General features: G+C 36.6%; 31 protein-coding genes. 22 read left to right on the top strand and 9 right to left on the bottom strand.

Features of this window, described 5'->3' with window-relative positions:
* Positions 1 to 7 precede the first annotated feature (7 nt).
* Complete coding sequence (locus tag M3610_RS02145; protein WP_251456234.1) at positions 8 to 640, bottom strand: YktB family protein; 633 nt, start codon at positions 638 to 640, stop codon at positions 8 to 10.
* Between the two features lie 177 nt (positions 641 to 817).
* Here M3610_RS02145 and M3610_RS02140 point away from each other — a divergent pair, with 177 nt between their 5' ends.
* Together M3610_RS02140 and M3610_RS02135 are read left to right on the top strand one after the other, a co-directional pair.
* The gene (locus tag M3610_RS02140) at positions 818 to 1,012 is read left to right on the top strand and encodes a hypothetical protein (RefSeq protein ID WP_098572623.1); all 195 of its coding nucleotides are present in this window, start codon (positions 818 to 820) and stop codon (positions 1,010 to 1,012) included.
* Between the two features lie 268 nt (positions 1,013 to 1,280).
* Positions 1,281 to 2,078 carry an inositol monophosphatase family protein gene (locus tag M3610_RS02135; protein WP_251456232.1) on the top strand — a complete coding sequence of 266 codons (798 nt, stop codon included), beginning with the start codon at positions 1,281 to 1,283 and terminating at the stop codon, positions 2,076 to 2,078.
* 30 nt (positions 2,079 to 2,108) lie between these two features.
* Here the strand turns inward: M3610_RS02135 and M3610_RS02130 are convergent, their stop codons facing one another.
* Positions 2,109 to 2,294 (bottom strand): YlaF family protein, encoded by a 186-nt coding sequence (locus tag M3610_RS02130; protein WP_098572625.1) that lies wholly within the window; start codon positions 2,292 to 2,294, stop codon positions 2,109 to 2,111.
* Between the two features lie 162 nt (positions 2,295 to 2,456).
* Between M3610_RS02130 and typA the strand changes: the two genes are divergently transcribed.
* The 3 genes from typA to M3610_RS02115 are packed head-to-tail and all read left to right on the top strand — an operon-like array spanning position 2,457 to position 4,926.
* A complete protein-coding gene (gene typA / locus M3610_RS02125) occupies positions 2,457 to 4,295 on the top strand; it encodes a translational GTPase TypA (RefSeq protein WP_098572626.1) in 1,839 nt (612 codons plus the stop codon).
* A gap of 19 nt (positions 4,296 to 4,314) precedes the next feature.
* Positions 4,315 to 4,620 (top strand): YlaH-like family protein, encoded by a 306-nt coding sequence (locus tag M3610_RS02120; RefSeq protein WP_098572627.1) that lies wholly within the window; start codon positions 4,315 to 4,317, stop codon positions 4,618 to 4,620.
* 15 nt (positions 4,621 to 4,635) lie between these two features.
* Positions 4,636 to 4,926 (top strand): hypothetical protein, encoded by a 291-nt coding sequence (locus tag M3610_RS02115; RefSeq protein WP_251456230.1) that lies wholly within the window; start codon positions 4,636 to 4,638, stop codon positions 4,924 to 4,926.
* A gap of 80 nt (positions 4,927 to 5,006) precedes the next feature.
* Here the strand turns inward: M3610_RS02115 and M3610_RS02110 are convergent, their stop codons facing one another.
* Positions 5,007 to 5,207 carry a YlaI family protein gene (locus M3610_RS02110; RefSeq protein WP_251456228.1) on the bottom strand — a complete coding sequence of 67 codons (201 nt, stop codon included), beginning with the start codon at positions 5,205 to 5,207 and terminating at the stop codon, positions 5,007 to 5,009.
* Between the two features lie 171 nt (positions 5,208 to 5,378).
* Here M3610_RS02110 and M3610_RS02105 point away from each other — a divergent pair, with 171 nt between their 5' ends.
* The gene (locus M3610_RS02105) at positions 5,379 to 5,834 is read left to right on the top strand and encodes a pyridoxamine 5'-phosphate oxidase family protein (protein ID WP_251456227.1); all 456 of its coding nucleotides are present in this window, start codon (positions 5,379 to 5,381) and stop codon (positions 5,832 to 5,834) included.
* 25 nt (positions 5,835 to 5,859) lie between these two features.
* Here M3610_RS02105 and M3610_RS02100 read toward each other — a convergent pair whose 3' ends face one another.
* On the bottom strand, positions 5,860 to 6,444 hold the full coding sequence (locus tag M3610_RS02100; protein WP_251456226.1) for a YhcN/YlaJ family sporulation lipoprotein: 585 nt from the start codon (positions 6,442 to 6,444) through the stop codon (positions 5,860 to 5,862).
* A gap of 203 nt (positions 6,445 to 6,647) precedes the next feature.
* Here M3610_RS02100 and M3610_RS02095 point away from each other — a divergent pair, with 203 nt between their 5' ends.
* Positions 6,648 to 7,976: a PhoH family protein gene (locus M3610_RS02095; RefSeq protein WP_098572738.1), complete on the top strand. Its 1,329-nt coding sequence runs from the start codon at positions 6,648 to 6,650 to the stop codon at positions 7,974 to 7,976.
* 40 nt (positions 7,977 to 8,016) lie between these two features.
* Here M3610_RS02095 and M3610_RS02090 read toward each other — a convergent pair whose 3' ends face one another.
* Complete coding sequence (locus tag M3610_RS02090; protein WP_251456225.1) at positions 8,017 to 8,514, bottom strand: peptidyl-prolyl cis-trans isomerase; 498 nt, start codon at positions 8,512 to 8,514, stop codon at positions 8,017 to 8,019.
* A gap of 217 nt (positions 8,515 to 8,731) precedes the next feature.
* On the opposite strand from M3610_RS02090, the gene M3610_RS02085 reads away from it, so the two are divergent.
* The 4 genes from M3610_RS02085 to M3610_RS02070 all read left to right on the top strand — a co-directional run bounded on the left by M3610_RS02085 (position 8,732) and on the right by M3610_RS02070 (position 14,110).
* Positions 8,732 to 9,013: an Fpa/YlaN family protein gene (locus tag M3610_RS02085; RefSeq protein WP_251456731.1), complete on the top strand. Its 282-nt coding sequence runs from the start codon at positions 8,732 to 8,734 to the stop codon at positions 9,011 to 9,013.
* A 193-nt stretch (positions 9,014 to 9,206) separates the two neighbouring features.
* The gene (locus tag M3610_RS02080) at positions 9,207 to 10,412 is read left to right on the top strand and encodes an FtsW/RodA/SpoVE family cell cycle protein (protein ID WP_098572633.1); all 1,206 of its coding nucleotides are present in this window, start codon (positions 9,207 to 9,209) and stop codon (positions 10,410 to 10,412) included.
* Positions 10,413 to 10,479: 67 nt separating this feature from the next.
* Positions 10,480 to 13,923 (top strand): pyruvate carboxylase, encoded by a 3,444-nt coding sequence (pyc, locus tag M3610_RS02075; protein ID WP_251456224.1) that lies wholly within the window; start codon positions 10,480 to 10,482, stop codon positions 13,921 to 13,923.
* Positions 13,924 to 13,933: 10 nt separating this feature from the next.
* The gene (locus tag M3610_RS02070) at positions 13,934 to 14,110 is read left to right on the top strand and encodes a hypothetical protein (RefSeq protein WP_251456222.1); all 177 of its coding nucleotides are present in this window, start codon (positions 13,934 to 13,936) and stop codon (positions 14,108 to 14,110) included.
* A 167-nt stretch (positions 14,111 to 14,277) separates the two neighbouring features.
* Here the strand turns inward: M3610_RS02070 and M3610_RS02065 are convergent, their stop codons facing one another.
* Entirely contained in the window at positions 14,278 to 15,186 is a 909-nt protein-coding gene (locus M3610_RS02065) for a COX15/CtaA family protein (RefSeq protein WP_251456220.1), read from the bottom strand.
* A 584-nt stretch (positions 15,187 to 15,770) separates the two neighbouring features.
* On the opposite strand from M3610_RS02065, the gene cyoE reads away from it, so the two are divergent.
* The 7 genes from cyoE to M3610_RS02030 all read left to right on the top strand — a co-directional run bounded on the left by cyoE (position 15,771) and on the right by M3610_RS02030 (position 22,379).
* Entirely contained in the window at positions 15,771 to 16,706 is a 936-nt protein-coding gene (gene cyoE / locus M3610_RS02060; protein ID WP_251456218.1) for a heme o synthase, read from the top strand.
* 112 nt (positions 16,707 to 16,818) lie between these two features.
* On the top strand, positions 16,819 to 17,877 hold the full coding sequence (gene coxB, locus M3610_RS02055; protein ID WP_251456215.1) for a cytochrome c oxidase subunit II: 1,059 nt from the start codon (positions 16,819 to 16,821) through the stop codon (positions 17,875 to 17,877).
* A 31-nt stretch (positions 17,878 to 17,908) separates the two neighbouring features.
* Positions 17,909 to 19,780, top strand: coding sequence for a cytochrome c oxidase subunit I (gene ctaD, locus M3610_RS02050; RefSeq protein ID WP_251456213.1), 1,872 nt, complete (start codon positions 17,909 to 17,911; stop codon positions 19,778 to 19,780).
* Positions 19,780 to 20,406 carry a cytochrome (ubi)quinol oxidase subunit III gene (locus M3610_RS02045; RefSeq protein ID WP_026566335.1) on the top strand — a complete coding sequence of 209 codons (627 nt, stop codon included), beginning with the start codon at positions 19,780 to 19,782 and terminating at the stop codon, positions 20,404 to 20,406. Before ctaD ends, M3610_RS02045 begins: the two co-directional genes overlap by 1 nt.
* Before the next feature lie 4 nt (positions 20,407 to 20,410).
* The gene (gene ctaF, locus M3610_RS02040) at positions 20,411 to 20,746 is read left to right on the top strand and encodes a cytochrome c oxidase subunit IVB (RefSeq protein WP_098572639.1); all 336 of its coding nucleotides are present in this window, start codon (positions 20,411 to 20,413) and stop codon (positions 20,744 to 20,746) included.
* Between the two features lie 143 nt (positions 20,747 to 20,889).
* Positions 20,890 to 21,795, top strand: coding sequence for a cytochrome c oxidase assembly factor CtaG (ctaG, locus tag M3610_RS02035; RefSeq protein WP_251456211.1), 906 nt, complete (start codon positions 20,890 to 20,892; stop codon positions 21,793 to 21,795).
* A gap of 119 nt (positions 21,796 to 21,914) precedes the next feature.
* Positions 21,915 to 22,379 carry a DUF420 domain-containing protein gene (locus tag M3610_RS02030; RefSeq protein ID WP_098572641.1) on the top strand — a complete coding sequence of 155 codons (465 nt, stop codon included), beginning with the start codon at positions 21,915 to 21,917 and terminating at the stop codon, positions 22,377 to 22,379.
* 70 nt (positions 22,380 to 22,449) lie between these two features.
* On the opposite strand, the gene M3610_RS02025 is transcribed toward M3610_RS02030, so the two are convergent.
* On the bottom strand, positions 22,450 to 22,809 hold the full coding sequence (locus tag M3610_RS02025) for a YugN family protein (protein WP_251456209.1): 360 nt from the start codon (positions 22,807 to 22,809) through the stop codon (positions 22,450 to 22,452).
* 191 nt (positions 22,810 to 23,000) lie between these two features.
* Here M3610_RS02025 and M3610_RS02020 point away from each other — a divergent pair, with 191 nt between their 5' ends.
* The gene (locus tag M3610_RS02020; protein ID WP_098572643.1) at positions 23,001 to 23,435 is read left to right on the top strand and encodes a CBS domain-containing protein; all 435 of its coding nucleotides are present in this window, start codon (positions 23,001 to 23,003) and stop codon (positions 23,433 to 23,435) included.
* Between the two features lie 178 nt (positions 23,436 to 23,613).
* Positions 23,614 to 24,696, top strand: a complete 1,083-nt coding sequence (locus M3610_RS02015; protein WP_251456207.1) for a CAP domain-containing protein — start codon at positions 23,614 to 23,616, stop codon at positions 24,694 to 24,696.
* 16 nt (positions 24,697 to 24,712) lie between these two features.
* Here the strand turns inward: M3610_RS02015 and M3610_RS02010 are convergent, their stop codons facing one another.
* Positions 24,713 to 25,072 (bottom strand): hypothetical protein, encoded by a 360-nt coding sequence (locus tag M3610_RS02010; RefSeq protein WP_251456205.1) that lies wholly within the window; start codon positions 25,070 to 25,072, stop codon positions 24,713 to 24,715.
* A gap of 20 nt (positions 25,073 to 25,092) precedes the next feature.
* On the bottom strand, positions 25,093 to 25,578 hold the full coding sequence (locus M3610_RS02005) for a PaaI family thioesterase (protein WP_251456203.1): 486 nt from the start codon (positions 25,576 to 25,578) through the stop codon (positions 25,093 to 25,095).
* Positions 25,579 to 25,726: 148 nt separating this feature from the next.
* Here M3610_RS02005 and M3610_RS02000 point away from each other — a divergent pair, with 148 nt between their 5' ends.
* Positions 25,727 to 26,134 carry a YlbD family protein gene (locus M3610_RS02000; RefSeq protein WP_098572647.1) on the top strand — a complete coding sequence of 136 codons (408 nt, stop codon included), beginning with the start codon at positions 25,727 to 25,729 and terminating at the stop codon, positions 26,132 to 26,134.
* Between the two features lie 19 nt (positions 26,135 to 26,153).
* Positions 26,154 to 26,393 (top strand): YlbE-like family protein, encoded by a 240-nt coding sequence (locus M3610_RS01995; protein ID WP_098572648.1) that lies wholly within the window; start codon positions 26,154 to 26,156, stop codon positions 26,391 to 26,393.
* The last annotated feature ends 46 nt before the right edge of the window (positions 26,394 to 26,439 follow it).

Below are 26,439 nucleotides of genomic sequence, written 5' to 3'. Positions count from 1 at the left end.
TTTTTTCTTACTTTCTATTTTGTGAAATTCGATATAAAGTGGCAACTTTCTCAAAAACACCCTCAATTTGCTGAATTAATTGATCAGAACCTAATTGAATGACTCTTTCTCTTTCAATTGTATAACCACATAATAATTCTGCTTTTTTTACGTTATGCAGGCGGTCAAAAAGCGAACGAAGTTCTTCCTTTGATAAATGACTGTGGGCAATGGTTTCTGGCTTTGTATGATCCACTGACCAAACATAGTCCTTTGGTGTATCTTTGTAAATTTTTGCTATTTTTTTTGAAAATCTTTCAGCAATTAATTCTTTTTGAGGTGCTTCATAAATAACAGCAAACCATATAAACAAATGGGTATTCCACATGCCGATTTGAAAATGGGGAAGCATCTTATAACCTCGAGGATTATTTGAGAATGCAACCCAAGTATCTTTAGGCGGATTAATGGTCCTTCTGGCATGTTTTGCCACGTGAACAAACATTTCATCATCCGTATGTGAAGAAATAAATGGGGCGAAATAATCTCCTAATTCTTCCAATTTAGGTCGGACCGTTTCCTTCAAAGCCTCCATCCTTGCCTCTAAACCATCTATTAAAAAAACATCAAAATCTTCGTTTGTAAATCCTGTAAAACCCATATATAAACCTCCAAATAAACATTTGTTTCTAATTGTAGCATAACAATCAGAGAGACCTATAGTTTGATGCTTTCTAGGTTAGAGCACATATTTGTTGCAACATATCTCCCTGACTCATATTATACAGTAAAAAAATAATCTGAAAAATGAATCAAATCCAGGAAGGGGAGGAGAAACGTGAAACAATTGATGAATACCTCACTAAAAAAAGCAAGCGAAAAGGAAAGGACTGCAGTATTAAGATTGGAAATGGATTATGAATTAGCTACATTATTCGAAGCGATTGAAGAAAAGAATGAGAAAAAAATGAAAGAATGCAAACAAAAATTAGAAAAAATCCGCCAAGAATTATTACGATTAAAAGCACTTTGATAAATTAATGATGTTTTTTATCCAAGGAGAAATAAAGCAGGATGGAGAGAAATAGAATATACTCTGAACTTATCAAAACGAACTCCAGCAAAAATGAAGGGGGTTCGTTTATTATTGTCCTTTTTGATGTGGTACGTGTACCTCTTAAAAGTTGATGTGTTCTAACAATTTGATTAAGCTAAAGGTACATTATTTAATTTATCATGCATCATACTACATACATTGAAATCTAGACAGGAAATTAATTAGATGTGTTTGGAGGAGTGTTATGAACTGGGATCAAATTTATTCTCATGCAAAGGAATGGGTTAATGACGCTGGAGCTAGAATTAGATTATCTTTTGATGAAACATTGAATATTCAAACGAAGTCAAATGCTAATGATTTGGTTACAAATATGGATAAAGAAATTGAGCAATTTTTTATTAGTAAAATCAGAGCGGTATATCCCGATCATAAAATATTGGGGGAAGAAGGGTTTGGAGACACACTTGAAAGTCTTGATGGTGTGGTTTGGATGATTGATCCAATCGATGGAACGATGAATTTTATACACCAACAAAGAAATTTTGCTATTTCTCTTGGGATATATGAGAATGGGATTGGTAAAATTGGACTCATTTACGATGTGGTCCATGATGAACTGTATCATGCCAAAAAGGGAAATGGAGCCTATTTAAATCAAAAGAATCTGGTACCACTCAAGGATACACTGGTTAAGGAATCCATCATTGCACTAAATGCAACATGGGTAATGGAAAATCACCGTATTGATCATAATTTAATGATACCTCTAGTGAAAGATTCACGGGGAACAAGGTCATATGGTTCGGCAGCCCTTGAAATGGTGTTTGTTGCGACAAGAAGGGTTGACGCATACCTCTCGATGCGCTTATCGCCTTGGGATGTTGCTGCAGGAGCAGTAATTATTGAAGAACTAGGCGGGGTGGTTACAAATCTAAGGGGAGAAAAACTGAATTTTCTTGCACAGGATTCATTATTTACTGCAAATCATGGATTGCACCAATCAATTTTGAAGGACTACTTAAAAGAGGGAAGATGGTAAAAAGAAGAAGCCAATGCAGGCTTCTTCTTTTTATAATTCTCCATTTTCACGCATTTTTCTTTTTGTTTTAAAGCCCATCCCCATAATTACGATAATTGCAATGATACAGCCAAGTGCACCGATTATGCTTTTTTCGCTAATTGCAATGCCAATCCCCATTATACTCGCGGCTGCAAGGATGGCATAAACGAGTAATGACCACTTCACGTTTTTCATTTTTTGATACCCCTTTTTTAGTTCAAAAATTGAGTGCTTTAGTATAATTTTAATTCTACAATAAAATGGTTAGGGGTTTCCACTTTAATTGTGGTATAATGTTTTAGTTGTGAATGGGAAACTACAAATAGACTTATTTTTAGAATATAGGAGTGGAATTTTTTGAATATAAGAAATGATATACGTAATATTGCGATCATTGCCCACGTTGACCACGGGAAAACAACATTGGTAGACCAATTGTTGAAACAATCTGGAACATTTCGTTCTAACGAGCATGTTGAAGAACGTGCTATGGATTCGAATGACTTAGAAAGAGAGCGTGGAATCACCATCCTCGCGAAGAACACGGCGATTCAATACAAAGATACTCGTATCAATATTTTGGATACTCCAGGACACGCTGACTTTGGCGGAGAAGTGGAACGGATTATGAAAATGGTTGATGGGGTATTGCTAGTAGTTGATGCCTATGAAGGCTGTATGCCACAAACTCGTTTTGTTCTTAAAAAGGCATTAGAGCAGAATTTAACTCCAATTGTTGTTGTTAATAAAATTGACCGTGACTTTGCAAGACCTGCAGAAGTAATCGATGAAGTTATCGATTTATTTATTGAACTTGAAGCAAATGAGGATCAACTTGAATTCCCAGTTATTTATGCTTCAGCGATTAATGGTACAGCAAGTACTAACCCTGAGAAGCAAGATGAAAATATGCAATCCTTGTATGATGCAATTGTTGAATATATACCTGCTCCAGTTGATAATCGTGAAGAACCATTACAATTTCAAGTTGCACTTCTTGATTACAACGATTATGTTGGCAGAATCGGGATCGGCCGTGTTTTCCGCGGTACGATGAAGGTGGGGCAACAAGTTGCCTTAATGAAATTAGATGGTTCAGTGAAACAATTCCGTGTGACCAAGATTTTCGGTTTCTTTGGATTAAAGCGTCAAGAAATCCAAGAAGCAGTAGCGGGAGATTTAATTGCAGTATCAGGTATGGAAGATATCAACGTTGGTGAAACAGTTTGCCCGGTTGAACATCAAGAAGCACTGCCAATCCTAAGAATAGATGAACCAACATTACAAATGACATTTGTTGTTAACAACAGTCCATTTGCAGGTAGAGAAGGTAAGTATTTAACTGCAAGGAAAATTGAAGAAAGATTACGTGCTCAATTGCAAACAGATGTAAGTTTACGAGTGGATAACACAGATTCACCTGATGCATGGATCGTTTCTGGCCGTGGTGAACTTCATTTATCAATCTTAATTGAAAACATGCGTCGTGAAGGCTATGAACTTCAAGTTTCTAAACCGGAAGTTATTGTTAAAGAAATTGATGGTGTACGTTGTGAACCAGTGGAAAGAGTCCAAATCGATGTACCTGAAGAGCATACTGGTTCTGTAATGGAATCAATTGGTGCCCGCAAAGGCGAAATGCTGGATATGATCAATAATGGTACCGGCCAAGTTCGTTTAATCTTTAATGTGCCAGCACGTGGATTAATTGGTTACACTACCGAATTCTTAACTATGACTCGTGGTTATGGAATTATTAATCATACCTTTGATAGCTACCAGCCGATGTTACCAGGCCAAGTTGGTGGACGACACCAAGGTGTGCTTGTCTCAATGGAATCTGGAAAAGCTTCGACATATGGTATCATGCAAGTGGAAGACCGTGGAACTATTTTTGTTGAACCAGGTACTGAAATTTACGAGGGGATGATCGTGGGTGAAAATACCCGTGAAAATGACATCACCGTTAATATTACTAAAATGAAACAAGCAACAAATGTGCGTTCAGCTAACAAAGATCAAACATCAGTGATTAAAAAGCCGCGCATTATGACCTTAGAAGAGTCATTAGAATATTTAAATGATGACGAATATTGTGAGGTTACACCGGAATCAATTCGTCTTCGTAAGAAAATTCTTGATAAAAATGAACGTGAAAGAGCTGCTAAAAAGAAAAAATATGCTGAACAGAGTTAAGTAAAAGGGGTGCAAGAAGATGGAAGGATTCTCTCCCAGCCTTAGATTTTTCATTGAACTAACAGATGTAAAAACCGCTGTGTGGTTACAGTATGTATATATTGTTATTTTAGCGGCCATTGTCTATAAGTTAGGCTTTGCAAAAAAATTGCCTCTTTTGAAAAACATTGTTATTTATATTTGTCTCTTGATTGGATGCTTTGTGATGCTGATTTTTTCTTATGCATTGCCAATCGCTGAAGGACTCGCAGGTGCGGCCGTGTTATTAATTATCTATAAAATACGCTTACATCAGACGAAAAAGCATCAGGCAGAAGCGAAATAACGGGGGTTTTGGTAAATGAAATCCGTACAGGATACACTATATAATTGGCTTACAATTAAGGTTGTATGCGACGCAAGGCCTGATGATACAGCAGCTCGAGATACATTACACCTTTTTGAGGAAATGCTTGCGGATCTTAACCTCTCAAACATTGAGGTAACAACAGATGTAGTCATGTATTATGTTTCCTATCAACAAGGAGAAGAAACGAAAAAAACTCGTTTTCCGCGGGAATTGATTGAAGTCATGCTGCAGCAGATTAATCATGAACCAGAAAAATATGAGAACTACCCTATCGAAGAATAATAAAAAACCATCAAGTCATTCCAGTTGGAATTGGCCTGATGGTTTTTTTACTCACCTCATAGGGTCTGGAATTTTTCGTTTTACCAATCGTCTTCCTCTGTTTTAGTACGAAATAATCGAAAATTTCCTGTTTCAAATCTGGCATTCGTTTTTTCCGTTATTCTTGAATTGCACTCTTTACACATATATGTATGGATGGGACGATTGCGAAGTCGTTTAGCAACAAACGATTCATCCTCGATTGCTTCAATTTTATCGCAAATTACACATTTAACTCTCATAAGACACCTCTTTAACTATTTCTAATAACCGATGTTTCCTCTAGTATATCATGGCAGAATGTTTGTAAGTAATCAATTGGTTAAATTTGATGAAAGAATGGGATAGTAGTAATATGAGGATATCTGTTTCTTTAAACAGAGCAAAGGACTAATTTAAGGGGATGTAGAAAAATGGCAAATCAAGTAGAACCAGTGCTAATTAAGCCTTTATATGATGAACTGCAAAAAGAGCGGTTCGTGACATTGGCAACAGTTGATTATGAAACAGGGGGTCCTAATGTCAGCTCGATTTCCTGGGTGCTTGCAAAGGATGAAAGTACCATCTATTTTGCAGTTGATAATCGCTCTAGGATCATCGAAAATATTCATAAAAACAATCAAGTGGTTATTAATTTGATTGCGAACGAATCTACATATGCTATTCACGGGAACGCTCAGGTAAAAGAGGAAAGACTGCAGGATGTTCCACTAAAACTTGCTCTAATCCAGGTGGACATTACTGCTGTAAGGGATGTAATGTTTTATGGTTCAAAAATAGTCACAGAGGTTCAATATGATAAAACCTATGATAAAAATGCTGCCCAAAAGTTAGACAATCAAGTAATGGATGCAATAAGAAAAGCTTAGGAATTACCCTAAGCTTTTTGCTTTTCTATTTGTAGTGATTAGATTGGTCTTCTTGTTCTTTTTCCAGCTTCTTTTGATTGTTAGAATTTAGCTTCTTATCTGGCTTTTCAGGGGCATTTTTAGGGCTTGGCGTAAGTATATCTCCAGGGATTTCGGGCATTAATCGACCCGCTACATCGGCAAGTTCTTCCATAATCCCTTGGATTGGCCTTCCCTTATTAATATCCTCTTGAATCTCTCGCAAACGCTGTGTTGTATCCGCATCAGCTACGACTACTGATTTGGCACCATACGGATCCTTTTTTAAACTTTCAGCCACTGAATACTTAATGGACCCTACTTGTGAACGATCAATTTTTGCGTTTACATCAATTCCGACAATCGCATATCTTCCTAAAACGACAGCAGTTGCATCTTTAACATTTGGAATACTTGTTGCAAGTTTTACCAATCGTTTCGAGATTTCTTGCCCTGTTTTTCGATCAACATTTTCAATATAACTATTTTTTACTTTAACGGATGAATCATTTACATTGTTTGAGAGCTCCTTCTTTGTACTGCAGCCCGCTAGGATGAGCAATAATGCAGCTATGATTAAGGTTTTCTTCATTTTTATTCCACCTCCGCAAGCTTTATAAATAATTGAGATAAAGTCAAAATCATTTATCTTAATTGAATGTCTCACTAACATTTATTGTGCGGAAATCCTTCTATCTTTATTCCAATAAACATATATTTTACCAAAGTCCAATCTAGCAGAAGGGTTGTTTGCAAGATGCAATCCAAACAACAAGTAAAGCAGGAGGCGTTGCTTTGAGTAAGATATACGTGTTAGATACGAATGTCTTGTTGCAAGACCCGTATTCACTCTTCTCCTTTGAAGATAATGAGGTTGTAATTCCTGCAGTGGTTCTTGAAGAAGTGGACTCAAAGAAAAGGTACATGGATGAAGTAGGGAGAAATGCAAGACAAGTATCAAGGTTAATTGATGGTTTTAGAGCTTCAGGAAAACTCCATGAAAAAATTCCTCTTGAAAACGGAGGGACCATCCGAATTGAGTTGAATCATCGTACCTTTCATGAACTTCAGGATATATTTGTTGAAAAAACAAATGATAATCGAATTTTGGCAGTGGCGAAAAATTTATTTTTAGAAGAACAAACCAAAGAAAATGGAAAGCCGGTTATTCTAGTAAGTAAGGATGCTCTTGTCAGGGTCAAAGCAGATGCAATTGGTTTAGATGCCGAAGATTTTTTGAATGATCGAGTGGTTGAAATTGATCATATCTACACAGGCTTTTTTGAAGTGTTGATTCCCATCGAATTATTGGGTCGTTTTTATGAAAAAGGTGAACTGAATCTCTCGGAGATAGCAAATCACCCATTTTATCCCAATCAATTTTTAGTAATGAAAGATGCATTGGGCAGTTCTGCCTCTGCCATAGGAATGGTAGATAAAACCAGTAAGAAGGTAAAAAAATTAGCTTTAAATCAAGAGCATGTTTGGGGCATCCATTCTAGGAATGTTCAACAGACAATGGCAATTGAATTGTTATTACGAAAAGATATTCACTTAGTTACATTAACTGGGAAAGCAGGAACAGGGAAGACGCTGTTAGCACTTGCTTCTGGTTTAATGCAAACGGAAGATTTCCGGGAATATAAAAAACTTTTAGTGGCAAGGCCGATAGTGCCGGTAGGGAAGGACTTAGGTTTTTTACCGGGAGAGAAACAGGAAAAGCTTCGACCATGGATGCAGCCCATTTTTGATAATCTAGAATTTCTATTCAACACCAAAAAGCCTGGTGAACTTGATGCGATTTTAGCAGGACTTGGATCAATTGAGGTGGAGGCATTAACGTATATTCGTGGCAGAAGTTTACCGAAGCAATTCATCATAATAGATGAAGCACAAAATTTAACGAAGCATGAGGTGAAAACGATTCTTACGCGTGTTGGAGAAGGTAGTAAAATTGTGTTAATGGGAGACCCTGAACAGATTGATCATCCTTATCTAGATGCATATAACAACGGCTTAACGTATGTTGTAGAAAAATTTAAGGATCAGTCTATTTCAGGTCATGTTAAATTAATGAAAGGGGAAAGGTCGGGATTAGCTCTATTAGCTGCAGATTTACTCTAAATTATATAAAAAAATAAAACGGGCGCCAAAGGCACCCGTCTTATTTTATGGTAAAGCTCTTTACGTTTTTAATCGGACTTGTAAGATTTGAGCCATCACCAAAATAGACATGGATTGGACCGTCTCCTGTAAGTGGCTTTCCATTATTGGAAAATCCTAAGATAAAATCATTGGCCTTTTCTAGAGGGTATTCATATTCACTGTCAATACAATGTATAACAAATGTATTTGCATCACTAGAAGGTTCTGAATTTTTTAGAAAGGGTTTTAGTGGTATACCAAAGGTCCCAGTCAATACCTTTTCTTTTTCAAATTTCTTTTCAGTTTTCAATGTGGGCGGGTAAATCGCACCCTCGATAATTTCACGGTCCCAATGTTTGGATACTGCTTTCGTATACTCTTCCAATGATTCAGTATTCTCTAGTTTTGTTGTAAAATAGGTGGTTAAATCAATACGTCGGTCGTCAAAAATCCACACACCTGGATCAAGTGTAATTGTATACTTCACGTTTCCTGAAATGATAATGATATTTTCCATAGTTTATTCCCCCTAAACCTTTGCATAATTAGTATAACTTCTTTTTGGCAAAATGTCATAATAGTAAAATCAGGTCCGCGATAAGATAAATCATTTTTGATGAAAAATAGTCTCAACTTGCTACTTTAATCGACTTCATTGTTCTTGCAATTTTCCGTTGTAAACGGTAAAATTTATAGATAAGTTGAATTATCGCTCTGAAATGGGGGGATTTATGTTGGCCTCTGAAATGATCGTGAATCACCAAGAAAAAGCATTTGCCTTATTACAGGCTGACGCAGAAAAAATATTAAGGCTAATCAAAGTACAAATGGACAATCTCACAATGCCCCAATGCCCTCTTTATGAAGAGGTGCTGGATACGCAAATGTTTGGCCTATCAAGAGAGATAGATTTTGCTGTTCGATTAGGTTTAATAGATAGTAAAGATGGTAAAGCAATCCTCGATACATTAGAGAAAGAGTTATCAATGCTTCATGATGCTTCATTAAGGAAATAGTTGCATAGGAACTCAAACAATTACTGTTCATTGTTTGGGTTTTTTTGTTAATTATGAGCAGGTGATTTCATTTATTATTGGGCCTACTCCAATATTAATTTGTTGTAACAAATTAACCTTTCCTCAAGAAATAATGTATATTTTCTATTATAATAGAATGATATAAATCAATATTGAAAATGAGGACCAATAAATGCTAAAAAAAATATTGAAATCATATGATTATACGTTAATTATTGCTACTATCCTTTTGTGTACTTTTGGACTTGTTATGATATACAGTGCCAGTATGGCTTCCGCAGTTCAAAGGTATGGTTATCCACCTGATTACTTTTATCAAAAACAAAAAGTATGGTTGATGATTTTTACTGTAATCTTCCTTTTCACTGCAATTCTTCCATATAAGATCATGATGTTCAAAAAAGTTCTGGTATTAATTGTGCTAGCTTCTCTTTTATCTTTGTTAGGTTTATTTGTATTTGGGGTAGAAAAAAATAATGCGCAAAGCTGGTACTCAATTGGGAGTTTCTTATTCCAGCCATCGGAGTTTGTGAAGTTGGCAGCTATCATTTATTTGGCAGCCGTCTATGCGAAAAAGCAAGCCTATATCAATCAATTTAACAAAGGTGTTCTCCCACCTTTAGTTTATCTTTTTATTATATGTTCACTTATTATCATTCAACCTGACTTTGGTACTGCTGCGATTATTATGGCCATCGCAAGTACGATGATTTTGTGTTCTGGGCTGAGTTTTAAAAGTATCGGCAAATTACTTATTATTGTAATGATCGTTCTTTTGCCGCTTGTTTTGGTCTCCTGGGGAAAGTTTTTTTCTGACGAACAACAAAGTCGTTTTGCCGTATTAAACAATCCGTTTGCTGATAAGTACGTAAATAATGAAGGATTTCACTTAGCTAACTCCTACATTGCAATTGGTTCGGGCGGGATTAATGGATTAGGCCTAGGGAAGAGTATTCAAAAGCTTGGCTATCTTCCAGAATCACATACAGATTTCATCATGGCGGTAATTGCCGAAGAATTAGGGATTTGGGGTGTGGGATTCGTTATTATACTTCTCTTTTATATTGTATTGAGAGGAATATATGTCGGATTACAATGTAAAGACCCTTTTGGGAGTCTCCTTGCTTTTGGTATCTCCAGCATGATTGGTATCCAGACGTTTATCAATCTAGCTGGTGTATCTGGGTTAATTCCTCTTACTGGTGTACCACTGCCATTTATAAGCTATGGGGGATCCTCTCTCTTAATGCTTGCAGCGGCAACAGGAATACTTGTTAATGTTGCAATGTTCAATAAATATGAAAAGAAATATAAAAATAACCAGGAACAAATGGATAATCGAGTTAAACAAAGCGATGGTAAGGTTTTTTATATTTAGTCAAAACGCGAAGAACATTTAAGCTCTTCGCGTTTTTAAAAATACATAGAATAGAAGGTGCTTTTTTGTGACTAGACAAATTAATAAAGTATTGGTCGCCAACCGAGGAGAAATTGCCATAAGGGTTTTTCGTGCTTGTACAGAACTGAATATTCGAACTGTTGCAATTTATTCTAAAGAAGATTCTGGAGCCTACCATCGTTACAAAGCTGATGAGGCTTATCTCGTAGGGGAAGGGAAAAAACCGATTGATGCCTATTTAGACATAGACGGCATTATTGCAATCGCCAAAAAAAGCGGTGCGAATGCCATTCATCCAGGTTATGGTTTTTTGTCTGAAAATATTCATTTTGCTAAGCGTTGTGAAGAAGAAGGAATTATTTTTATTGGACCTCAAATAACACAACTAGATATGTTCGGGGATAAGGTTAAAGCAAGGCATCAAGCTGAGCTTGCTGGAATACCAGTCATTCCAGGAAGCCCAGGTCCGGTAAGAGATGTAACTGAGGTAGAAGATTTTGTGGAGGAACACAAGCTGCCAATTATCATTAAGGCCTCTCTTGGCGGGGGCGGCCGCGGGATGAGAATTGTGAAACACCTAGATGAAATCCGTGAAGCATTTGAAAGGGCTAAGTCAGAAGCAAAGGCTGCTTTTGGTAATGACGAAGTATATCTGGAAAAATTAATTGAAAATCCAAAGCATATAGAAGTTCAAATTATTGGTGATAAGCATGGGAATATTGTTCACCTTTTTGACCGCGATTGTTCCGTCCAAAGGCGCCATCAAAAGGTTGTAGAGGTTGCTCCAAGCGTATCCATATCTGATGAATTACGAAAAAGAATATGCGAAGCTGCTGTCCAATTGATGAAAAATATAAATTACTTGAATGCAGGTACAGTAGAATTTCTTGTTTCAGGAAATGATTTTTATTTTATTGAAGTAAATCCAAGGGTTCAAGTAGAGCACACAGTCACAGAAATGGTAACGGGTATCGATATCGTTCAAACGCAAATATTGATTGCCGAGGGACATGAAATACATGGTCCGATAGTTGGTATACCTTTACAAGAAGAAATACAAATTAACGGATTTGCAATTCAGTCAAGGGTAACAACGGAAGACCCGCTAAATAATTTTATGCCCGATACAGGAAAAATTATGGCATATCGTTCAGGTGGAGGTTTTGGAGTACGTTTGGATGCAGGAAATGGCTTCCAAGGTGCTGTCATTACACCGTATTATGACTCGTTATTAGTAAAACTATCAACTTGGGCGCTGACCTTTGAACAAGCAGCCTCAAAAATGGTTCGTAATTTGCAGGAATTCAGGATTAGAGGAATTAAAACGAATATACCGTTTTTAGAAAATGTCGTGAAGCATGAAAAGTTTAGGAACGGCGAATATGATACCTCATTTATCGATACGACTCCGGAATTGTTTATTTTCCCGTTTCGTAAAGACCGTGGGACAAAAATGTTATCCTACATTGGTACAGTCACTGTAAATGGTTTCCCGGGAATTGAGAAGAAGAAAAGACCAGTTTTTTCGAAGCCAAGAATTCCTCATTTACCTTATGATTTGCCTTATCAAGAGGGCACTAAGCAAATCCTTGATAAGTACGGTGCAGAGGGCCTTGTTGAGTGGGTAAAGAATCAAAAAGAAGTCTTATTAACGGATACGACCTTTCGTGATGCACACCAGTCACTTTTAGCTACCCGTATGCGTACAAATGATATTCTTCATATCGCTGAGCCTTCTGCAAAACTTTTGCCCGATTTATTTTCTTTTGAAATGTGGGGAGGCGCAACTTTTGATGTGGCATACCGCTTCTTAAAAGAAGATCCATGGGACCGATTAATTTCACTACGTAAGAAAATTCCTAATGTTTTATTCCAAATGTTGATACGTGGAGCGAACGCGGTAGGATACAAAAACTATCCTGATAATCTAATCCGTGAATTTGTGGATCAATCTGCTTTGGGCGGAATTGATGTTTTTCGAATTTTCGATAGTTTAAATTGGGTAAAGGGAATGGAAGTTGCGATTGATGCGGTTCGTCAAACTGGTAAAATTGCTGAAGCATCCATTTGTTATACAGGGGACATTTTGGATCAGGCAAGGACGAAATACAATCTTCAATATTATAAACACTTGGCTAAAGAGTTGGAACTTCAAGGGGCTCATATACTAGGAATTAAGGATATGGCTGGATTATTAAAGCCTGAGGCAGCGTACATTCTTATTTCAGAGCTAAAAGAAACAATTGATATTCCTATCCATCTTCATACACATGATACCAGCGGAAATGGTCTTTTTACGTATGCTCGAGCAATAGAGGGAGGAGTCGATATTGTTGACACGGCATTAGGAACAATGGCGGGCCTAACATCGCAGCCTAGTGCTAATTCATTATTTTATGCTCTTGAAGGGACATCAAGGCAACCGAAAGTAAACATCAATGCATTAGAAAAATTGTCATATTATTGGGAAGATGTCCGCAAATATTATCAAGATTTTGAAAGTGGTATGGTTTCGCCTCATACTGAAATATATCAACATGAGATGCCAGGAGGTCAATATAGTAACCTCCAACAACAAGCCAGAGCGGTTAGCCTAGGTGACCGTTGGGATGAAATAAAGGAAATGTATTCACGTGTAAATCATATGTTTGGGGATATTGTTAAAGTGACGCCTTCATCAAAAGTTGTTGGTGATATGGCATTATTTATGGTTCAAAATGATTTAACTGAGGAAGATGTACTAATAAAGGGAGCTACGCTGGATTTTCCGGACTCAGTTGTTGAACTATTTGAAGGATCGCTTGGTCAGCCATATGGTGGTTTTCCAGAAGACTTACAACAAGTAATCTTAAAAGGAAAAAAACCATTGGAAGTTCGCCCAGGTGAATTGCTTAATTCAGTGGATTTAAAGAAAATTAAAGAAAAATTGTTTAAAGAACTTGGCAGACAAGTAACGGATTTTGAGGTTATTTCTTATGCTTTATATCCTAAGGTATTTATGGATTACATGAAAATAGATGAGCAGTACGGCGATATCTCAGTACTTGATACCCCAACATTCCTTTATGGAATGCGACTGGGTGAGGAAATTGAAGTGGAAATTGAAACAGGGAAAACACTGATTGTTAAACTTGTCTCTATCGGTCATCCTCAAGCAGATGGTACGAGGGTAGTTTACTTTGAATTAAATGGTCAGCCGCGTGAAGTCTCCATAAAGGATGAAAGTATTAAATCTACGGTAGTTTCTAGGTTAAAGGCTGATCCGAAAAATGAAAATCAACTAGCTGCGACAATGCCGGGAACCGTGGTAAAGGTGATCGTCGAAAAAGGTGAAAAAGTAGAGCGCGGTGATCATTTAATGATTACCGAAGCGATGAAAATGGAAACAACCGTTCAAGCACCGTTTTCAGGAATCGTTAAGGATATTTATGTTTCAAGCGGTGATGCAATACTAACGGGAGACCTTTTAATTGACTTAACGAAAAACTAGGCTGTGTTAAATGTTAATGTTGATTTTTTGCACTCTGTTGATTGGAATGGAAGGCACGAAGACTCCTGCGGGAGTACGGGGCAGGGGAGACCCCGCAGGAGCAAAGCGACGAGGAGAAAGAAATGCGGAAGCGCCTTGTTCAGCCCCGAAAAGCGCTGGAGGGCCTGACGTTGAAGTCGTTCTTTGACTTCAGCGGCAGGACCGAAGTGACCTCGAGGGGCTAGGCGCTGTAGCTAGACAGGCTCCCCGGCACGCCCGCGGAAAGCGAAGTGCCTGGAAAGGAAATCAACAGACAAGTTTAAGGCAGCCAAAAACAAAAAAAGTTGCTAGGGATCTTATTCCCTAGCAACTTTTTTAATGATAATTTTTCTTAGACCTAGAATATAACAAAAGAAAATAACTTAAAACCCCAAACAAGCAAGTAATAAAGAATGCATGTAAAAGCGCAATATAGAGATTTAAACGAGTGAAAATAATCAAGGCCCCAGCAATCACTTGCAAGGTAACAAGGATGAAGGAAATAATCCAACCCCAATAAAGAACTCTTTGCTCTTTATATTTGCGGACTGTCAAAATAAGGATATAGGTAATCCAAATAAAGATCAGACCAGCGGCTGCCCGGTGCCCCATTTGCACCCATTCGTACAAGTTAGAGGGGAAACCTGGGGAGTCATTTAAACATAAAGGCCAGTCTCGACAAACAAGGCTAGACTTAGTATGACGAACAAGTGCACCAGTGTAGATTACAAGATAACTATAAATGGAAACACCGACAATATGGAACCCCATTCTCTTATCAATATAAAGTTTTTCTGCATTAAATTTCTTATCAATTTCAAAAATTAAAAGTGTTAACAATAACACCGATGAAAAGGAGATAAGAGAAATACCGAAATGTAAGGCTAGGACAAAACTTGATTGTCCCCATTTTACTGCAGCTGCCCCGATTAATGCTTGTAATAATAAAAAGAAAAAGGAAAGGAATGAAAGAAATTTCGTTTCTCTTATATGCCCTATCGCCTTCCATGACCAAACAGATAGAATGAGAACCATAATTCCACCTAATCCGGAAACAAGCCTGTGGGCAAGTTCAATAGCTAATTCTGGTGTTATAGCCAACGGAAGGAATTTACCATGACAAAGTGGCCAAGACCTCCCGCAGCCCATTCCAGAACCGGTCTTTGTCACTAATGCACCGCCGATTAGAATAAAAATCATTCCGATGGTAGTGGCAACCGCTAACCACTTCAAAGATCGTCGCAAATAAGTCACCTCTTAAAAAGTTCAATAATTTGTCATTGGATAAACCTGACAGTATAATAAATGGAAAAGAACAAGATTTTTAAAATCCCTATTAATAATACCGAATAATGTCGAAAAAGAACAGAAATTAAGTATAGATTATTAAATAACTTTTAGTAATAAAAAGGTCCTGAATAACAAATGATTAACACTATTATTATAGTGGAAACAGTTGAAACTTTGATTTTAGTCTGTTAGTAATAGATAAGGGTATATATTATAGAATGATTCATATATAAAAATAAAAGGTCCTAACCATAAAATTCATACATTAGTCATGAAATAATGAATTCTGTTACAATTTTGTATAAAATTATTCAAAAAAAGTTCACAAAAATATCGGAAAGTGTGATTTAATATACAGAGAAAGTGTTTTAAAAATCACTATTCTTTTTTGATAATTATTATTCAAGTCGAAAAAAATTTATTGATTTTTTCTGATGAGCATTCCTTTTTATTACAAATGAGGGCATAAATAATGAAGTATCAATATTACGTACTTAAATGATGAATGTTTTGTTATTTAGGTTTAGGAGGAGAAACAAATGTCTGACTCTAAGGCTTACGGAGATGCTGCTATTGATAATGGCGCTGCGGGCCTGAATACCACTTTACAAACCACAGCTTGGAAAGACCTTATGGCCCTAATAAAAATAGGGATTGTAAATTCCAACCTTATTACTACTTTTACTGGTTTATGGTTAGCACTGCATTTTACTGGGCAAAGCTTTCTAAATAATTTAGATATTGTCTTTTTTACCGTAGTTGGTTCTTCATTAATTATCGCTGGGTCCTGTGCAATCAATAATTATGTTGATCGCGATATAGACCATTTAATGGAAAGGACGAAGGCGCGACCAACTGTAACTGGGAAAATAGGGCCGGTAAAAGTTCTTTCATTAGGTATTTTACTCATTGGACTGGGAACACTGTCTTTATTCTTTACTACGATGACTGCAACAGTAATTGGACTGCTTGGAGTTTTTAGCTATGTTTTCCTCTATACCCTGTGGTCTAAGAGGCAATTGGTTTCCAATACAATTATCGGGAGCATTTCAGGAGCCGTACCTCCGCTTATTGGGTGGGCAGCGGTCGATGCCAATCTTGATATTATGGCATGGTCATTGTTTGTTTTAATGTTTGCTTGGCAGCCACCACATTTTTATGCATTGGCGATGAGAAGAGTTAAAGAATATAAAGCAGCTGGTATTCCAATGCTGCCGGTAGTGAAGGGGTTTAAAACCACCAAAATTCACATCGTTCTCTGGGTTGCTGCACTTCAACCGATTCCGTTTTTTCTAACCAAGTTAGGAATCCCATTTCTAGTACTTGCTATCTTATTAAATATCGGGTGGCTGGCATTAGGGATTTATGGATATAGAATCAAAGATGACATAAAGTGGGCAAAACTAATGTTTGTTTACTCTTTGCAATACTTAACTATTATTTTTGTAGCAATGGTTATCGTTACATTGATTTAGTTTTGCAATTGATTGTTTCTAAATGAAATTTGAGGAAACAGTCATCCTACATACTTCTTTGATCCACCAAATGTTTTATAATTTATTAGTGAAAGAGGGGTTTGATTAAGCTATGAAAAGGCTTGCAAAGTGGCGTTTGATTTCGTTATTTTCGATTTTAGCGCTTGTACTCTCCGGATGTGGCGAACCGTACCTTTCCACGTTAAAGCCTGCCGGTGAAGTTGCGAAAATGCAATATGATTTAATGAAGTTAAGTACTTTAATCATGGTTGGGGTTATTATTGTTGTCGCGATCATTTTCATTTTGATCTTGGTTCGTTTTAAACGAAAGGATGACAGAATCCCAAAACAAGTAGAAGGAAGTCACAAATTAGAAATTATTTGGACTGTTGTACCAATTCTTTTACTATTGATTCTTGCCGTTCCGACAGTAGCTGCAACCTTTAAGCTTGCAGATGTATCACCAATGGACAAGAAAAATACAAAAGCGATTGTTATTAATGTGCGCTCACATTTATACTGGTGGGATTTTGAATATCCTGGACAGAAGATTGTAACAAGTCAGGATTTAGTTGTACCTACAAATGAAAAAGTGTACTTTAATTTAAAGTCTACTGATGTTAAACATTCATTCTGGATACCAGCTGTTGGTGGAAAACTTGATACTAACACTGATAATATCAATAAATTCTGGTTAGAGTTTGATGATAAACAAGCCAACGAAGCCGGAAATCTTTTCTATGGGAAATGTGCAGAACTTTGTGGACCATCCCATGCATTAATGGACTTTAAAGTAAAAGCAATCAGCAGAGATAAATTTGATGATTGGGTTGCTTCGATGCAGAATGTGAAAGAGCCAGCTAAAGCCCAAGGCACTGTTGCTGCACAGGGTCAAGAAATTTTCAATCAAAGCTGTATCGGTTGTCATGCCGTAACACCATCAAATAAAATGCCTGAGACAGCACGTCTTGCACCAAATTTATCAGATTTTGGTAATCGCACTCGTGTAGCAGGTGTTTTGGATCATAATAAAGAAGAGTTAAAAAATTGGATCCGTAACCCGGAAACATACAAACCTGGAAACATGATGACAGGTAAATACCCTGAAATGTCTGAAGAACAGCTTAATGCCTTATCAGAGTATTTAATGGGATTAAAGGTTCAGAAATAAAAGGGGAATTGGTTGAAAGGGAGGTAAAATTGTGAGTACCTATGCTCAAAAAAAGGGATTTGGGGCAACTTTATGGGACTTTTTAACAACTGTTGACCATAAAAAGATCGCTATCCTATATCTCATTGCAGGTGGATTTTTCTTCTTAGTGGGCGGACTTGAGGCAATATTTATCCGCATCCAACTTGCAGTGCCTAATAATGACTTTGTTAGTGCCGGATTATTTAATGAAATTATCACAATGCATGGAACAACAATGATTTTCCTTGCTGCAATGCCGCTTGTATTTGCATTTATGAATGCGGTAATGCCATTACAAATTGGAGCACGCGACGTTGCGTTTCCATTTGTAAATGCTCTAGGATTTTGGTTATTCTTCTTTGGTGGAATATTTTTAAACCTTTCATGGTTCTTAGGTGGAGCTCCTGATGCAGGTTGGACATCTTATGCGTCACTTGCACTTCACTCAAAAGGCCACGGTGTAGACTTTTATATCTTAGGTTTACAGATATCTGGTATTGGAACCTTGATTGGTGGTATTAACTTCCTAGTTACCATCATTAACATGCGTGCTCCGGGTATGACATATATGAGAATGCCTTTGTTTACTTGGACTACATTTGTTACTTCTGCACTGATTTTGTTTGCATTTCCTCCATTAACGGTTGGTTTAGTTCTAATGATGTTCGACCGATTGTTTGGTGCGAATTTCTTTGATGTTACATTAGGTGGAAATACCGTAATTTGGGAACATCTATTCTGGATCTTCGGTCACCCAGAAGTATATATATTAATACTTCCGGCATTCGGTATATTTTCGGAGATTTTCCCAATTTTCTCAAGAAAACGTTTATTTGGTTACTCTTCCATGGTTTTTGCAACGGTATTAATTGGTTTCCTAGGCTTCATGGTATGGGCTCACCATATGTTTACAACTGGTTTAGGACCTGTAGCTAATGCCATTTTTGCAGTAGCTACTATGGCAATTGGTGTACCGACAGGAATTAAAATATTTAACTGGCTTTTAACAATGTGGGGAGGAAGTGTTAAATTTACCACTCCTATGCATTGGGCAATGGCATTTATTCCATCATTTCTTGCGGGTGGAGTAACAGGGGTAATGCTTGCCTCCGCAGCAGCAGATTATCAATACCATGATACTTATTTCGTTGTTGCGCACTTCCATTACGTTATTGTTGGTGGTGTAGTATTTGCAGTATTTGCAGGCACACATCTTTATTGGCCAAAAATGTTTGGAACAATGTTGAATGAAACGTTAGGTAAAATTACTTTCTGGTTGTTCTTTATCGGGTTCCATTTAACCTTCTTTATCCAACATTTCTTAGGTTTATGGGGAATGCCGCGACGCGTATTCACATACCTTCCTGGTCAAGGATTTGACAGTGCCAACATGGTTAGTTCAATAGGAGCTGCCTTTATGGGCTTAGGTGTTATTGTCATGTTATATAACATCATCGTAACATCTGTGAAAAATGTTAAAGTCGGTAATGATCCATGGGGAGATGGAAGAACCTTAGAATGGGCAATCCCTTCACCACCACCGTTCTATAACTTTAAACAACTTCCACTTGTTCGTGGGTTAGATGCATACTGGTTAGAAAAAATGGATGGTAAAAAAGGAATGACTCCGGCTGAGCCGCTTGGTGACATTCATATGCCTAATTCATCTTTCTTACCGTTTATGATGGCTTTAGGATTATTCATTGCAGCTTTTGGAGCAATGTATCATGTAAATGATAAGGCTTGGTCTTTACCAGTAATGATTATTGGATTGTTAGTAACGTTTGGTTCCATGTTCTTACGTTCAGTAAAAGATGATCATGGATTCCATATTCACAAAGAGGACTTAATGGATGACGATGATAAGGGGGTAAAGGCATAATGCACGCTGATGAAAAATTTACTTATGAAACATGGCCTGCTGCGCCGGAAAAATCAACCCTTGAATCAAAAAATAAATTTTTAGGTTTTTGGTTTTTCCTAGGGGGAGAGACAGTTCTTTTTGCCTCCCTCTTTGCCACATACCTTGCTTTAAAGGATAAAGTTCCAAGTTCAAGTCATCCTTTAGCAAAGGATTTATTTGAATTACCGTTAACATTTGTTGCGACAATGCTGCTCTTAACCAGCTCATTAACAAGTGTGTACGCAATGTATCATATGAAGAATTTTGCCTTCAAAAAAATGATGGTTTGGCTTGGTCTTACAGCTCTATTAGGTGCAGGGTTCTTAGGACTAGAGGTTTACGAATTTACCCATTATGTCCATGAAGGGCATACATTTACAAGCAGTGCTTTCGGATCTGCCTTCTATACACTAGTTGGTTTCCACGGGGGCCACGTTGCTTTTGGTTTACTTTGGTGTTTAACATTGATGTTTAGAAATTCTAAACGTGGCTTAGACCTTTACAACGCTCCAAAATTCTATGTGTTTAGTTTATACTGGCATTTTATTGACGTTGTTTGGGTATTTATCTTTACAGTAGTATATTTAATGGGAATGGTGGGATAAACTGATGGCTAATCAACAATTAAATTCAGGTAACCCAAGAGTAGACATTGAATATCGTCGCAGGAAAAATGCAGAAGAAATGAAATATCAGTTAGTTTCTTTTGCCCTAATGATTTTCTTAACATTAATTGCTTTTGCAGCTGTATATATTAAAGGGTTTACTTCATGGTTTACTGTACCGTTTATTATTTTATTAGCAGTGGTTCAAGTTATTTTCCAACTATATTATTTCATGCATATGAGCCATAAAGGGCATGAAGCTCCATCACTCTTTTTATACTCAGGTGTGTTGGTTGGAGCAATAACTATACTTGCCTTTTCAACAATTATTTGGTGGTAATAGGTTCAAAAAAAGAAAATCGGCTACTAGCCGATTTTCTTTTTTAAGAGCAAGAAATGGAAGCTTCCATTTCTTTGCTTATCGTTTTGACCAAGGGTATAATAGAGTCAATAATTCTTTTAATTCAAAAAGAGGTGATTTGGGTGCTTACTTTAGATATTTTTGGTTTTAAAGCACTTTGGAGCCCGTACTTTTTATTAATCTTAATTGTAGTTACTGCAGGATACTTTGTACTTACAACAAAATATAGAACCTGGTTTCCAAATAGTGAGCCCTTAACGAAAACACAAGGTAGTTTGTTTCTTTTATCAATAATCCTTCTGTATATCATTAAGGGATCGCCAGTCGATTTATTAGCCCATCTTATGTTTTGGGTTCATATGATTCAAATGGCTGCTTTAGTATTGGTGGTACCACCTATATTAATTATTAGTATCCCAAATTGGGTGTGGAGGAAAATTTTTAGCATTAACGCAGTCAATTCTATCTTTACAGTTTTAACAAAGCCGCTAATTGCCTTGATTGTTTTTAATGGCTTATTTTCCTTTTATCACGTACCAATAATTTTTGACCATGTCATGCAAAATGGTTGGCTGCATGCTATTTATTCTATCCTATTATTTGTTGTTGCAACTTTCATGTGGTGGCCGTTACTTAATCAATTGCCAGAACATGAGACATTAAGTGGACTAAAAAAGGTAGGTTATATTTTTGCAGATGGAATTCTGTTAACACCTGCTTGTGCCTTAATTATCTTTGCAGATACTCCAATGTATGCGACCTATTCTGACCCACAGGTTTGGGGACAAGTAATGAGTTTATGTGTCGGTTCTGCGAACTTTGATAGCTTGAATTTAAGTGGTCCCGAGCTTTTTAGTTCGATGTCACTGCTTCATGATCAGCAGCTTGGTGGAGTATTAATGAAAATTATTCAAGAAATCATTTACGGAGTAATTCTTGGACATGTTTTCTTTGAATGGTATCGAAAAGATCAAGACGATACTGAACAAGAAATGAAGCAGCAGCTAAATCCTCTCCTTATAAAATAATCTCCCATACTCTTGGGAGATTTTTTTACTGTTTAGAGGAAATTTCATGTTTATCCGTTGAATTGTAAAGGTAGTTGAACTACTATTATTGTAGAATAAAAGAAAAGAGAGGAAATGGAATGAACTCCTTACCGATTTTACCCACGATCAGTACTTCATTTATCGTATTAAGTGCTATTACCGTTGCCATTGGATGGTGGCAAATTGCGCACAGGAAGATTGAATCTCATAAAAAAACAATGGTTTTGGCTGCTATTTTTGCTGTGATATTTTTTATCATTTATGCTTCCCGGACAATCTTTATTGGAAACACGTCGTTCGGTGGGCCAGAAAATATTAAAATTTATTACACCATATTTTTAATCTTTCATATTACACTTGCGACAATTGGAGCTGTGTTCGGTGTTGTGTCTATTCTTACCGGATACAAAAATAAACTTTCTATCCATCGCAAACTTGGCCCAATAACAAGTGTTATATGGTTTTTTACAGCAATCACTGGAGTTGCTGTATATCTATTGCTTTATGTATTTTATCATGGCGGAGAGACCACTTCGATGATTAAAGCAATCCTAGGACTGTAGAATAAGGTCCTTGCAACTTCAAAATAAAAAAGACGCATGACTCCATGCGTCTTTTTTATTATATTTTATTTTATAGAGCAAATTTACTTACTTCGGCTTTCACAGCATCAAGGATTTTTTTACATTGGTTCACAAGTGAGGCAGGGAAGTTTTCACCTTCACCATATTCCACACCATGCGGATAGTAATGTTTACCTAATAGCGGGGTCATTAATTGAATTGTTGCTTTATCAGCCCCAATATCGCCTTCTATCGCATGTCCGCGAACGCGCAGATAAAATACCCCTTCTTTTAATTCAAACTTGCGGTCATATGTAACACGTTCATAGTCCCATTGCCCCTCGCGCACTAAACCGTGGTCTAACATGACTTCATCTAGTCGGTTTAAGTCAGCCTTTAACTTTTCAATCTCAGTATTCTCGAATTTCATAAATAATCCCTCCTAAAAACGATACCATTACCCCAATGTTTCTTTTATCAGTAAAGCAATTATTATTCAATTTTAATAATAGTTGAAAATCAAGCAACTTGCAATGAATAGATTCAGGCGAATAAAACATTATTGGATGGAAAACCTAGAATAATGATAAGCTGTAATAATTATACCATGGGGGTAAGAAAATGGAAAATATCAGGGATATTATGACGGAAGACGTTGAAAGTTGTACTTTATTGGATAATGTATATGAAGTGGCTTTAAAAATGAAAGAGTTAAATGTAGGTGCTATCCCGATTCTTGACCAGGACAAGCTTGTGGGCATGATAACAGACCGTGATATTGTCGTAAGAGGTGTGGCAGAAAAACATCCTGGGTCTACCAAGGTAGAAGATATCATGAGTAATCAACTGATTACAGTCACACCTGATGCTTCAAGCAAGGAAGCGGCAAAAATAATGGCAGAACATCAAATCCGCCGTTTACCTGTGGTCGAAGGAGATAAATTAGTTGGAATTGTTTCATTAGGTGACTTCGCCATCAGAGAATTAACTGATGATCAGGCAAAGGTCGCCTTAACAGAAATATCTGAACAAAACTTTAATAATGTACAACACTAAGAATTATTATATAAAAAAAATAGTCGATTAAAAGAAAACAGGTACTCAGTGTACCTGTTTTCTTTTAATCAGTTCATTTATCTGATATTTATGATAATCACTATTATTATTCAAGCTATAGATGATATAATAATTTTATCTATACATATAATGATAGAAAAAGTTCCAGAGAGGGTGAATGCCTCTGCGTATACTGTCAAAAATTTTAATCCTTTCAGCTGTTTTTTTAACCATTGGTTTTTATGTCAGTATAAATGAAAATAATGAAGATACTATTTTAATTAAAGAAAATAATACATCAGAAGTAAAAGAACAAAATATAAGCCAAAACCCAGTGAATAAACCTAGTAAAAAAATTATCTCAGAGAAACCAAAAGAAGGTTTGGCTTTATTAATTGGAAAAAATGATGAGGATTTAGTAAAGGAACTTGGTAGACCATTACGGATTGATGAATCTATGTATGGCTATCAGTGGTATATTTATAATCAAAATTCTAAAGGCTATTTACAAGTGGGTGTAGAAAATAAGCGTATTGTTACGATTTTTGCCATTGGTCAGAATTTAGATGTAGCACCATTTGAAATTGGACAACCAGTTGAGGAAATTTTTAATACACACTATATTGATACGAATGTTAATCTCGAATTTAAGGGAAATTCTTATCGCTTTGAACTAAACGATACTGATTTAAATCTTCGGCCGATGGTACAATTGGGTGATATTTTTGTTCAACTATATATAGATAAGTTCACAGGAAACCTTTCAAGTGTTCGTTTCTTAGATGCGTCTACACTAATCAAACAGCGTCCCTATGAACTGGTTTATAATGGAGTCTTAATTCAGGCTCCTGAGCTTAGCGAGGAAAGGCAGCGCAAGATTGAAGAAGACACCGAACAACAGATATTTGACATTACCAATGTCTTAAGAGAAAGAAACAAATTAAAGGTTTTAAAGTGGGATGAAAATACGGCTAAAGCAGCGTTTCAACACAGTAAGGACATGTCAGAAAACAATGATTTCTCACATACATCTAAGAAATTTGGAGACCTCGACAAAAGATTAAAAACTGCTGAAGTGGTTTATAAGTCTGCAGGTGAGAATATCGCGGCAAACTATACCGATGGCCCTGCTGTGGTGGAAGGTTGGCTCAATAGTAAAGGTCATCGGGAGGCACTATTAAATAAGGAGTATTCACATCTTGGAGTAGGAGTTTATGAAAAATACTATACACAAAATTTCATTCAAAAAATAGAACAATAAAAAGGTGACGTTAAGGTCACCTTTTTTCAATAACATATTCGTTAAATACAAATTTATTATCCTTCCACATTCCATATACTTTAATGGTATCCCCTACTTTAAAGGAAACTTTCTGAAAGCCTTTAGTAATGGGCGTAATCTTTTGAACTGTAATTAATTTTGTTTCTGTTTGCAATCTTAATGATTGAACATGAATATAACGGTGATAATAAAACCGTTGTTTCTCCTCTATGATGCTTTTAATTTCCCCAATTAAAATTGCTTCGTGCTGGACGTGACCAGCACTAGCCCACTTTGAATCATTTTCCTTCATCTCTTTTTTTGTAAGCCAATAAAAGTAAAGGCAAATAATTGGAATGACGATGGCGGTGACCATTATGTTTCAAACTCCCCTGGTCATGATTTGTTAATAATAAAGAATGTACCTGTCGCATAGGCCATTTTTTTTCCATCGCTCCGGTAGGCTTCTCCTGATATTACCATTGTTTTGCTGCCCTTATGCACTATCTCCGCTTTACAACGAATCGTTTCTCCAATACCTGGTGCTATGTAATGGATATTTAATTGATTAGTAACAGCCCCAAATCCTTTTGGCAAATAGTAATTAGCTAAACTACCCATCGTAGTATCAAGAACAGTAGCAGTAATTCCGCCATGGACGATGTCTAGATTATTATTTATTATTGGATGAATGGGAATGGTAATTTCGCAAGTATTCTCTACAAATTTCCTGTCCATTTGAAGAATCCCGTCAATATAGGTAATGCGGTTTTGATTAATTTTTTGTTTTATCCCTTCTAAGAGGAAGGTAAGTGAACTGAGATCTGCTTCTGAACCATTTTCGATACATGTTTCTAATAATTGTCGTAATTCATCTTTCATTCTAGATACCTCTTTCAATCCTTATTCTTCTGCCATCTTATCATTTACAGAAAAAATATTAAATATATTTATCCTGCGTGGTCCTTTCACATTTTGAATGATCTTTCATAATGTATTATTGGCAGTAATATGGGTTGAGGTGAGAAAAATGACACAAAAACAATTACACCCTACCGTTATACAATTTAAAGAATTTGTTAAAAGCAATCCTAAACTTGTCCAGGAAGTACGGAGGGGGAAGGCAACCTGGCAGGAGTTATATGAAGAGTGGTATTTGTTAGGGGAAGAGGATACTCGGTGGGAAACGATTGGAACTAGTGATGAATCAGCTGCTGAAGAAGCAAGCACAGAATCAAAAGGTGATTGGATTTCGACAATTATGGGGATGGTTAAGAAAATGGATCCGAATCAGATGCAAAACCATATTAATAACTTAAGTCAGGCCCTCGGAGCAGTCCAAAGTGTCCTTTCGCAATTTCAAGGAAACAATGCAGCGGGGGGTGCAGCAAAACCACCTGAAGGACCAAAACATCCCTTTTTGTTTAGAAAAGACTGATAGGAAGGGGCTTTAATTTATGAGAAGAGATGTCCTTGAATATATTGAAAGTCAGAAGGATTTAAAGCAGTTTATCCGCGAACAACCAATCTGGTATCGAAAGTTATCAAGAAATCCATATGATTTACAAGCACTTGAAATTGAGTCCTTACACTATTATAAAAAGACCATTCCAGATCAAGTGAATAAATTTTCAAATAGTGTACAAATGGCGTCCATGATGTATCATATGTTTCAAGCAATGAAAAATCAAAATTAACTAAGTCCACATGTTTATTTTGTGGCTTTTTTTGTGTGTTAACAAG

Source organism: Neobacillus sp. MER 74, from assembly GCF_023714155.1.
This window is presented reverse-complemented; position numbering and strand designations above follow the sequence as displayed.

Excerpts from the sequence above, each read along its gene's own strand:
- M3610_RS02080 (WP_098572633.1), top strand. The coding sequence starts at position 9,207 with ATGCTAAAAAAAATATTGAAATCATATGATTATACGTTAATTATTGCT.
- M3610_RS02115 (WP_251456230.1), top strand. The coding sequence starts at position 4,636 with ATGAAATCCGTACAGGATACACTATATAATTGGCTTACAATTAAGGTT.
- M3610_RS02145 (WP_251456234.1), bottom strand. The coding sequence starts at position 640 with ATGGGTTTTACAGGATTTACAAACGAAGATTTTGATGTTTTTTTAATA.
- M3610_RS02135 (WP_251456232.1), top strand. The coding sequence starts at position 1,281 with ATGAACTGGGATCAAATTTATTCTCATGCAAAGGAATGGGTTAATGAC.
- coxB (WP_251456215.1), top strand. The coding sequence starts at position 16,819 with ATGAAAAGGCTTGCAAAGTGGCGTTTGATTTCGTTATTTTCGATTTTA.
- M3610_RS02070 (WP_251456222.1), top strand. The coding sequence starts at position 13,934 with ATGTTAATGTTGATTTTTTGCACTCTGTTGATTGGAATGGAAGGCACG.
- cyoE (WP_251456218.1), top strand. The coding sequence starts at position 15,771 with ATGTCTGACTCTAAGGCTTACGGAGATGCTGCTATTGATAATGGCGCT.
- M3610_RS02030 (WP_098572641.1), top strand. The coding sequence starts at position 21,915 with ATGAACTCCTTACCGATTTTACCCACGATCAGTACTTCATTTATCGTA.
- ctaF (WP_098572639.1), top strand. The coding sequence starts at position 20,411 with ATGGCTAATCAACAATTAAATTCAGGTAACCCAAGAGTAGACATTGAA.
- M3610_RS01995 (WP_098572648.1), top strand. The coding sequence starts at position 26,154 with ATGAGAAGAGATGTCCTTGAATATATTGAAAGTCAGAAGGATTTAAAG.
- M3610_RS02110 (WP_251456228.1), bottom strand. The coding sequence starts at position 5,207 with ATGAGAGTTAAATGTGTAATTTGCGATAAAATTGAAGCAATCGAGGAT.
- M3610_RS02120 (WP_098572627.1), top strand. The coding sequence starts at position 4,315 with ATGGAAGGATTCTCTCCCAGCCTTAGATTTTTCATTGAACTAACAGAT.
- M3610_RS02010 (WP_251456205.1), bottom strand. The coding sequence starts at position 25,072 with ATGGTCACCGCCATCGTCATTCCAATTATTTGCCTTTACTTTTATTGG.
- M3610_RS02005 (WP_251456203.1), bottom strand. The coding sequence starts at position 25,578 with ATGAAAGATGAATTACGACAATTATTAGAAACATGTATCGAAAATGGT.
- M3610_RS02000 (WP_098572647.1), top strand. The coding sequence starts at position 25,727 with ATGACACAAAAACAATTACACCCTACCGTTATACAATTTAAAGAATTT.
- M3610_RS02015 (WP_251456207.1), top strand. The coding sequence starts at position 23,614 with ATGCCTCTGCGTATACTGTCAAAAATTTTAATCCTTTCAGCTGTTTTT.
- M3610_RS02025 (WP_251456209.1), bottom strand. The coding sequence starts at position 22,809 with ATGAAATTCGAGAATACTGAGATTGAAAAGTTAAAGGCTGACTTAAAC.
- M3610_RS02130 (WP_098572625.1), bottom strand. The coding sequence starts at position 2,294 with ATGAAAAACGTGAAGTGGTCATTACTCGTTTATGCCATCCTTGCAGCC.
- M3610_RS02045 (WP_026566335.1), top strand. The coding sequence starts at position 19,780 with ATGCACGCTGATGAAAAATTTACTTATGAAACATGGCCTGCTGCGCCG.
- M3610_RS02100 (WP_251456226.1), bottom strand. The coding sequence starts at position 6,444 with ATGAAGAAAACCTTAATCATAGCTGCATTATTGCTCATCCTAGCGGGC.
- M3610_RS02020 (WP_098572643.1), top strand. The coding sequence starts at position 23,001 with ATGGAAAATATCAGGGATATTATGACGGAAGACGTTGAAAGTTGTACT.
- M3610_RS02105 (WP_251456227.1), top strand. The coding sequence starts at position 5,379 with ATGGCAAATCAAGTAGAACCAGTGCTAATTAAGCCTTTATATGATGAA.
- M3610_RS02090 (WP_251456225.1), bottom strand. The coding sequence starts at position 8,514 with ATGGAAAATATCATTATCATTTCAGGAAACGTGAAGTATACAATTACA.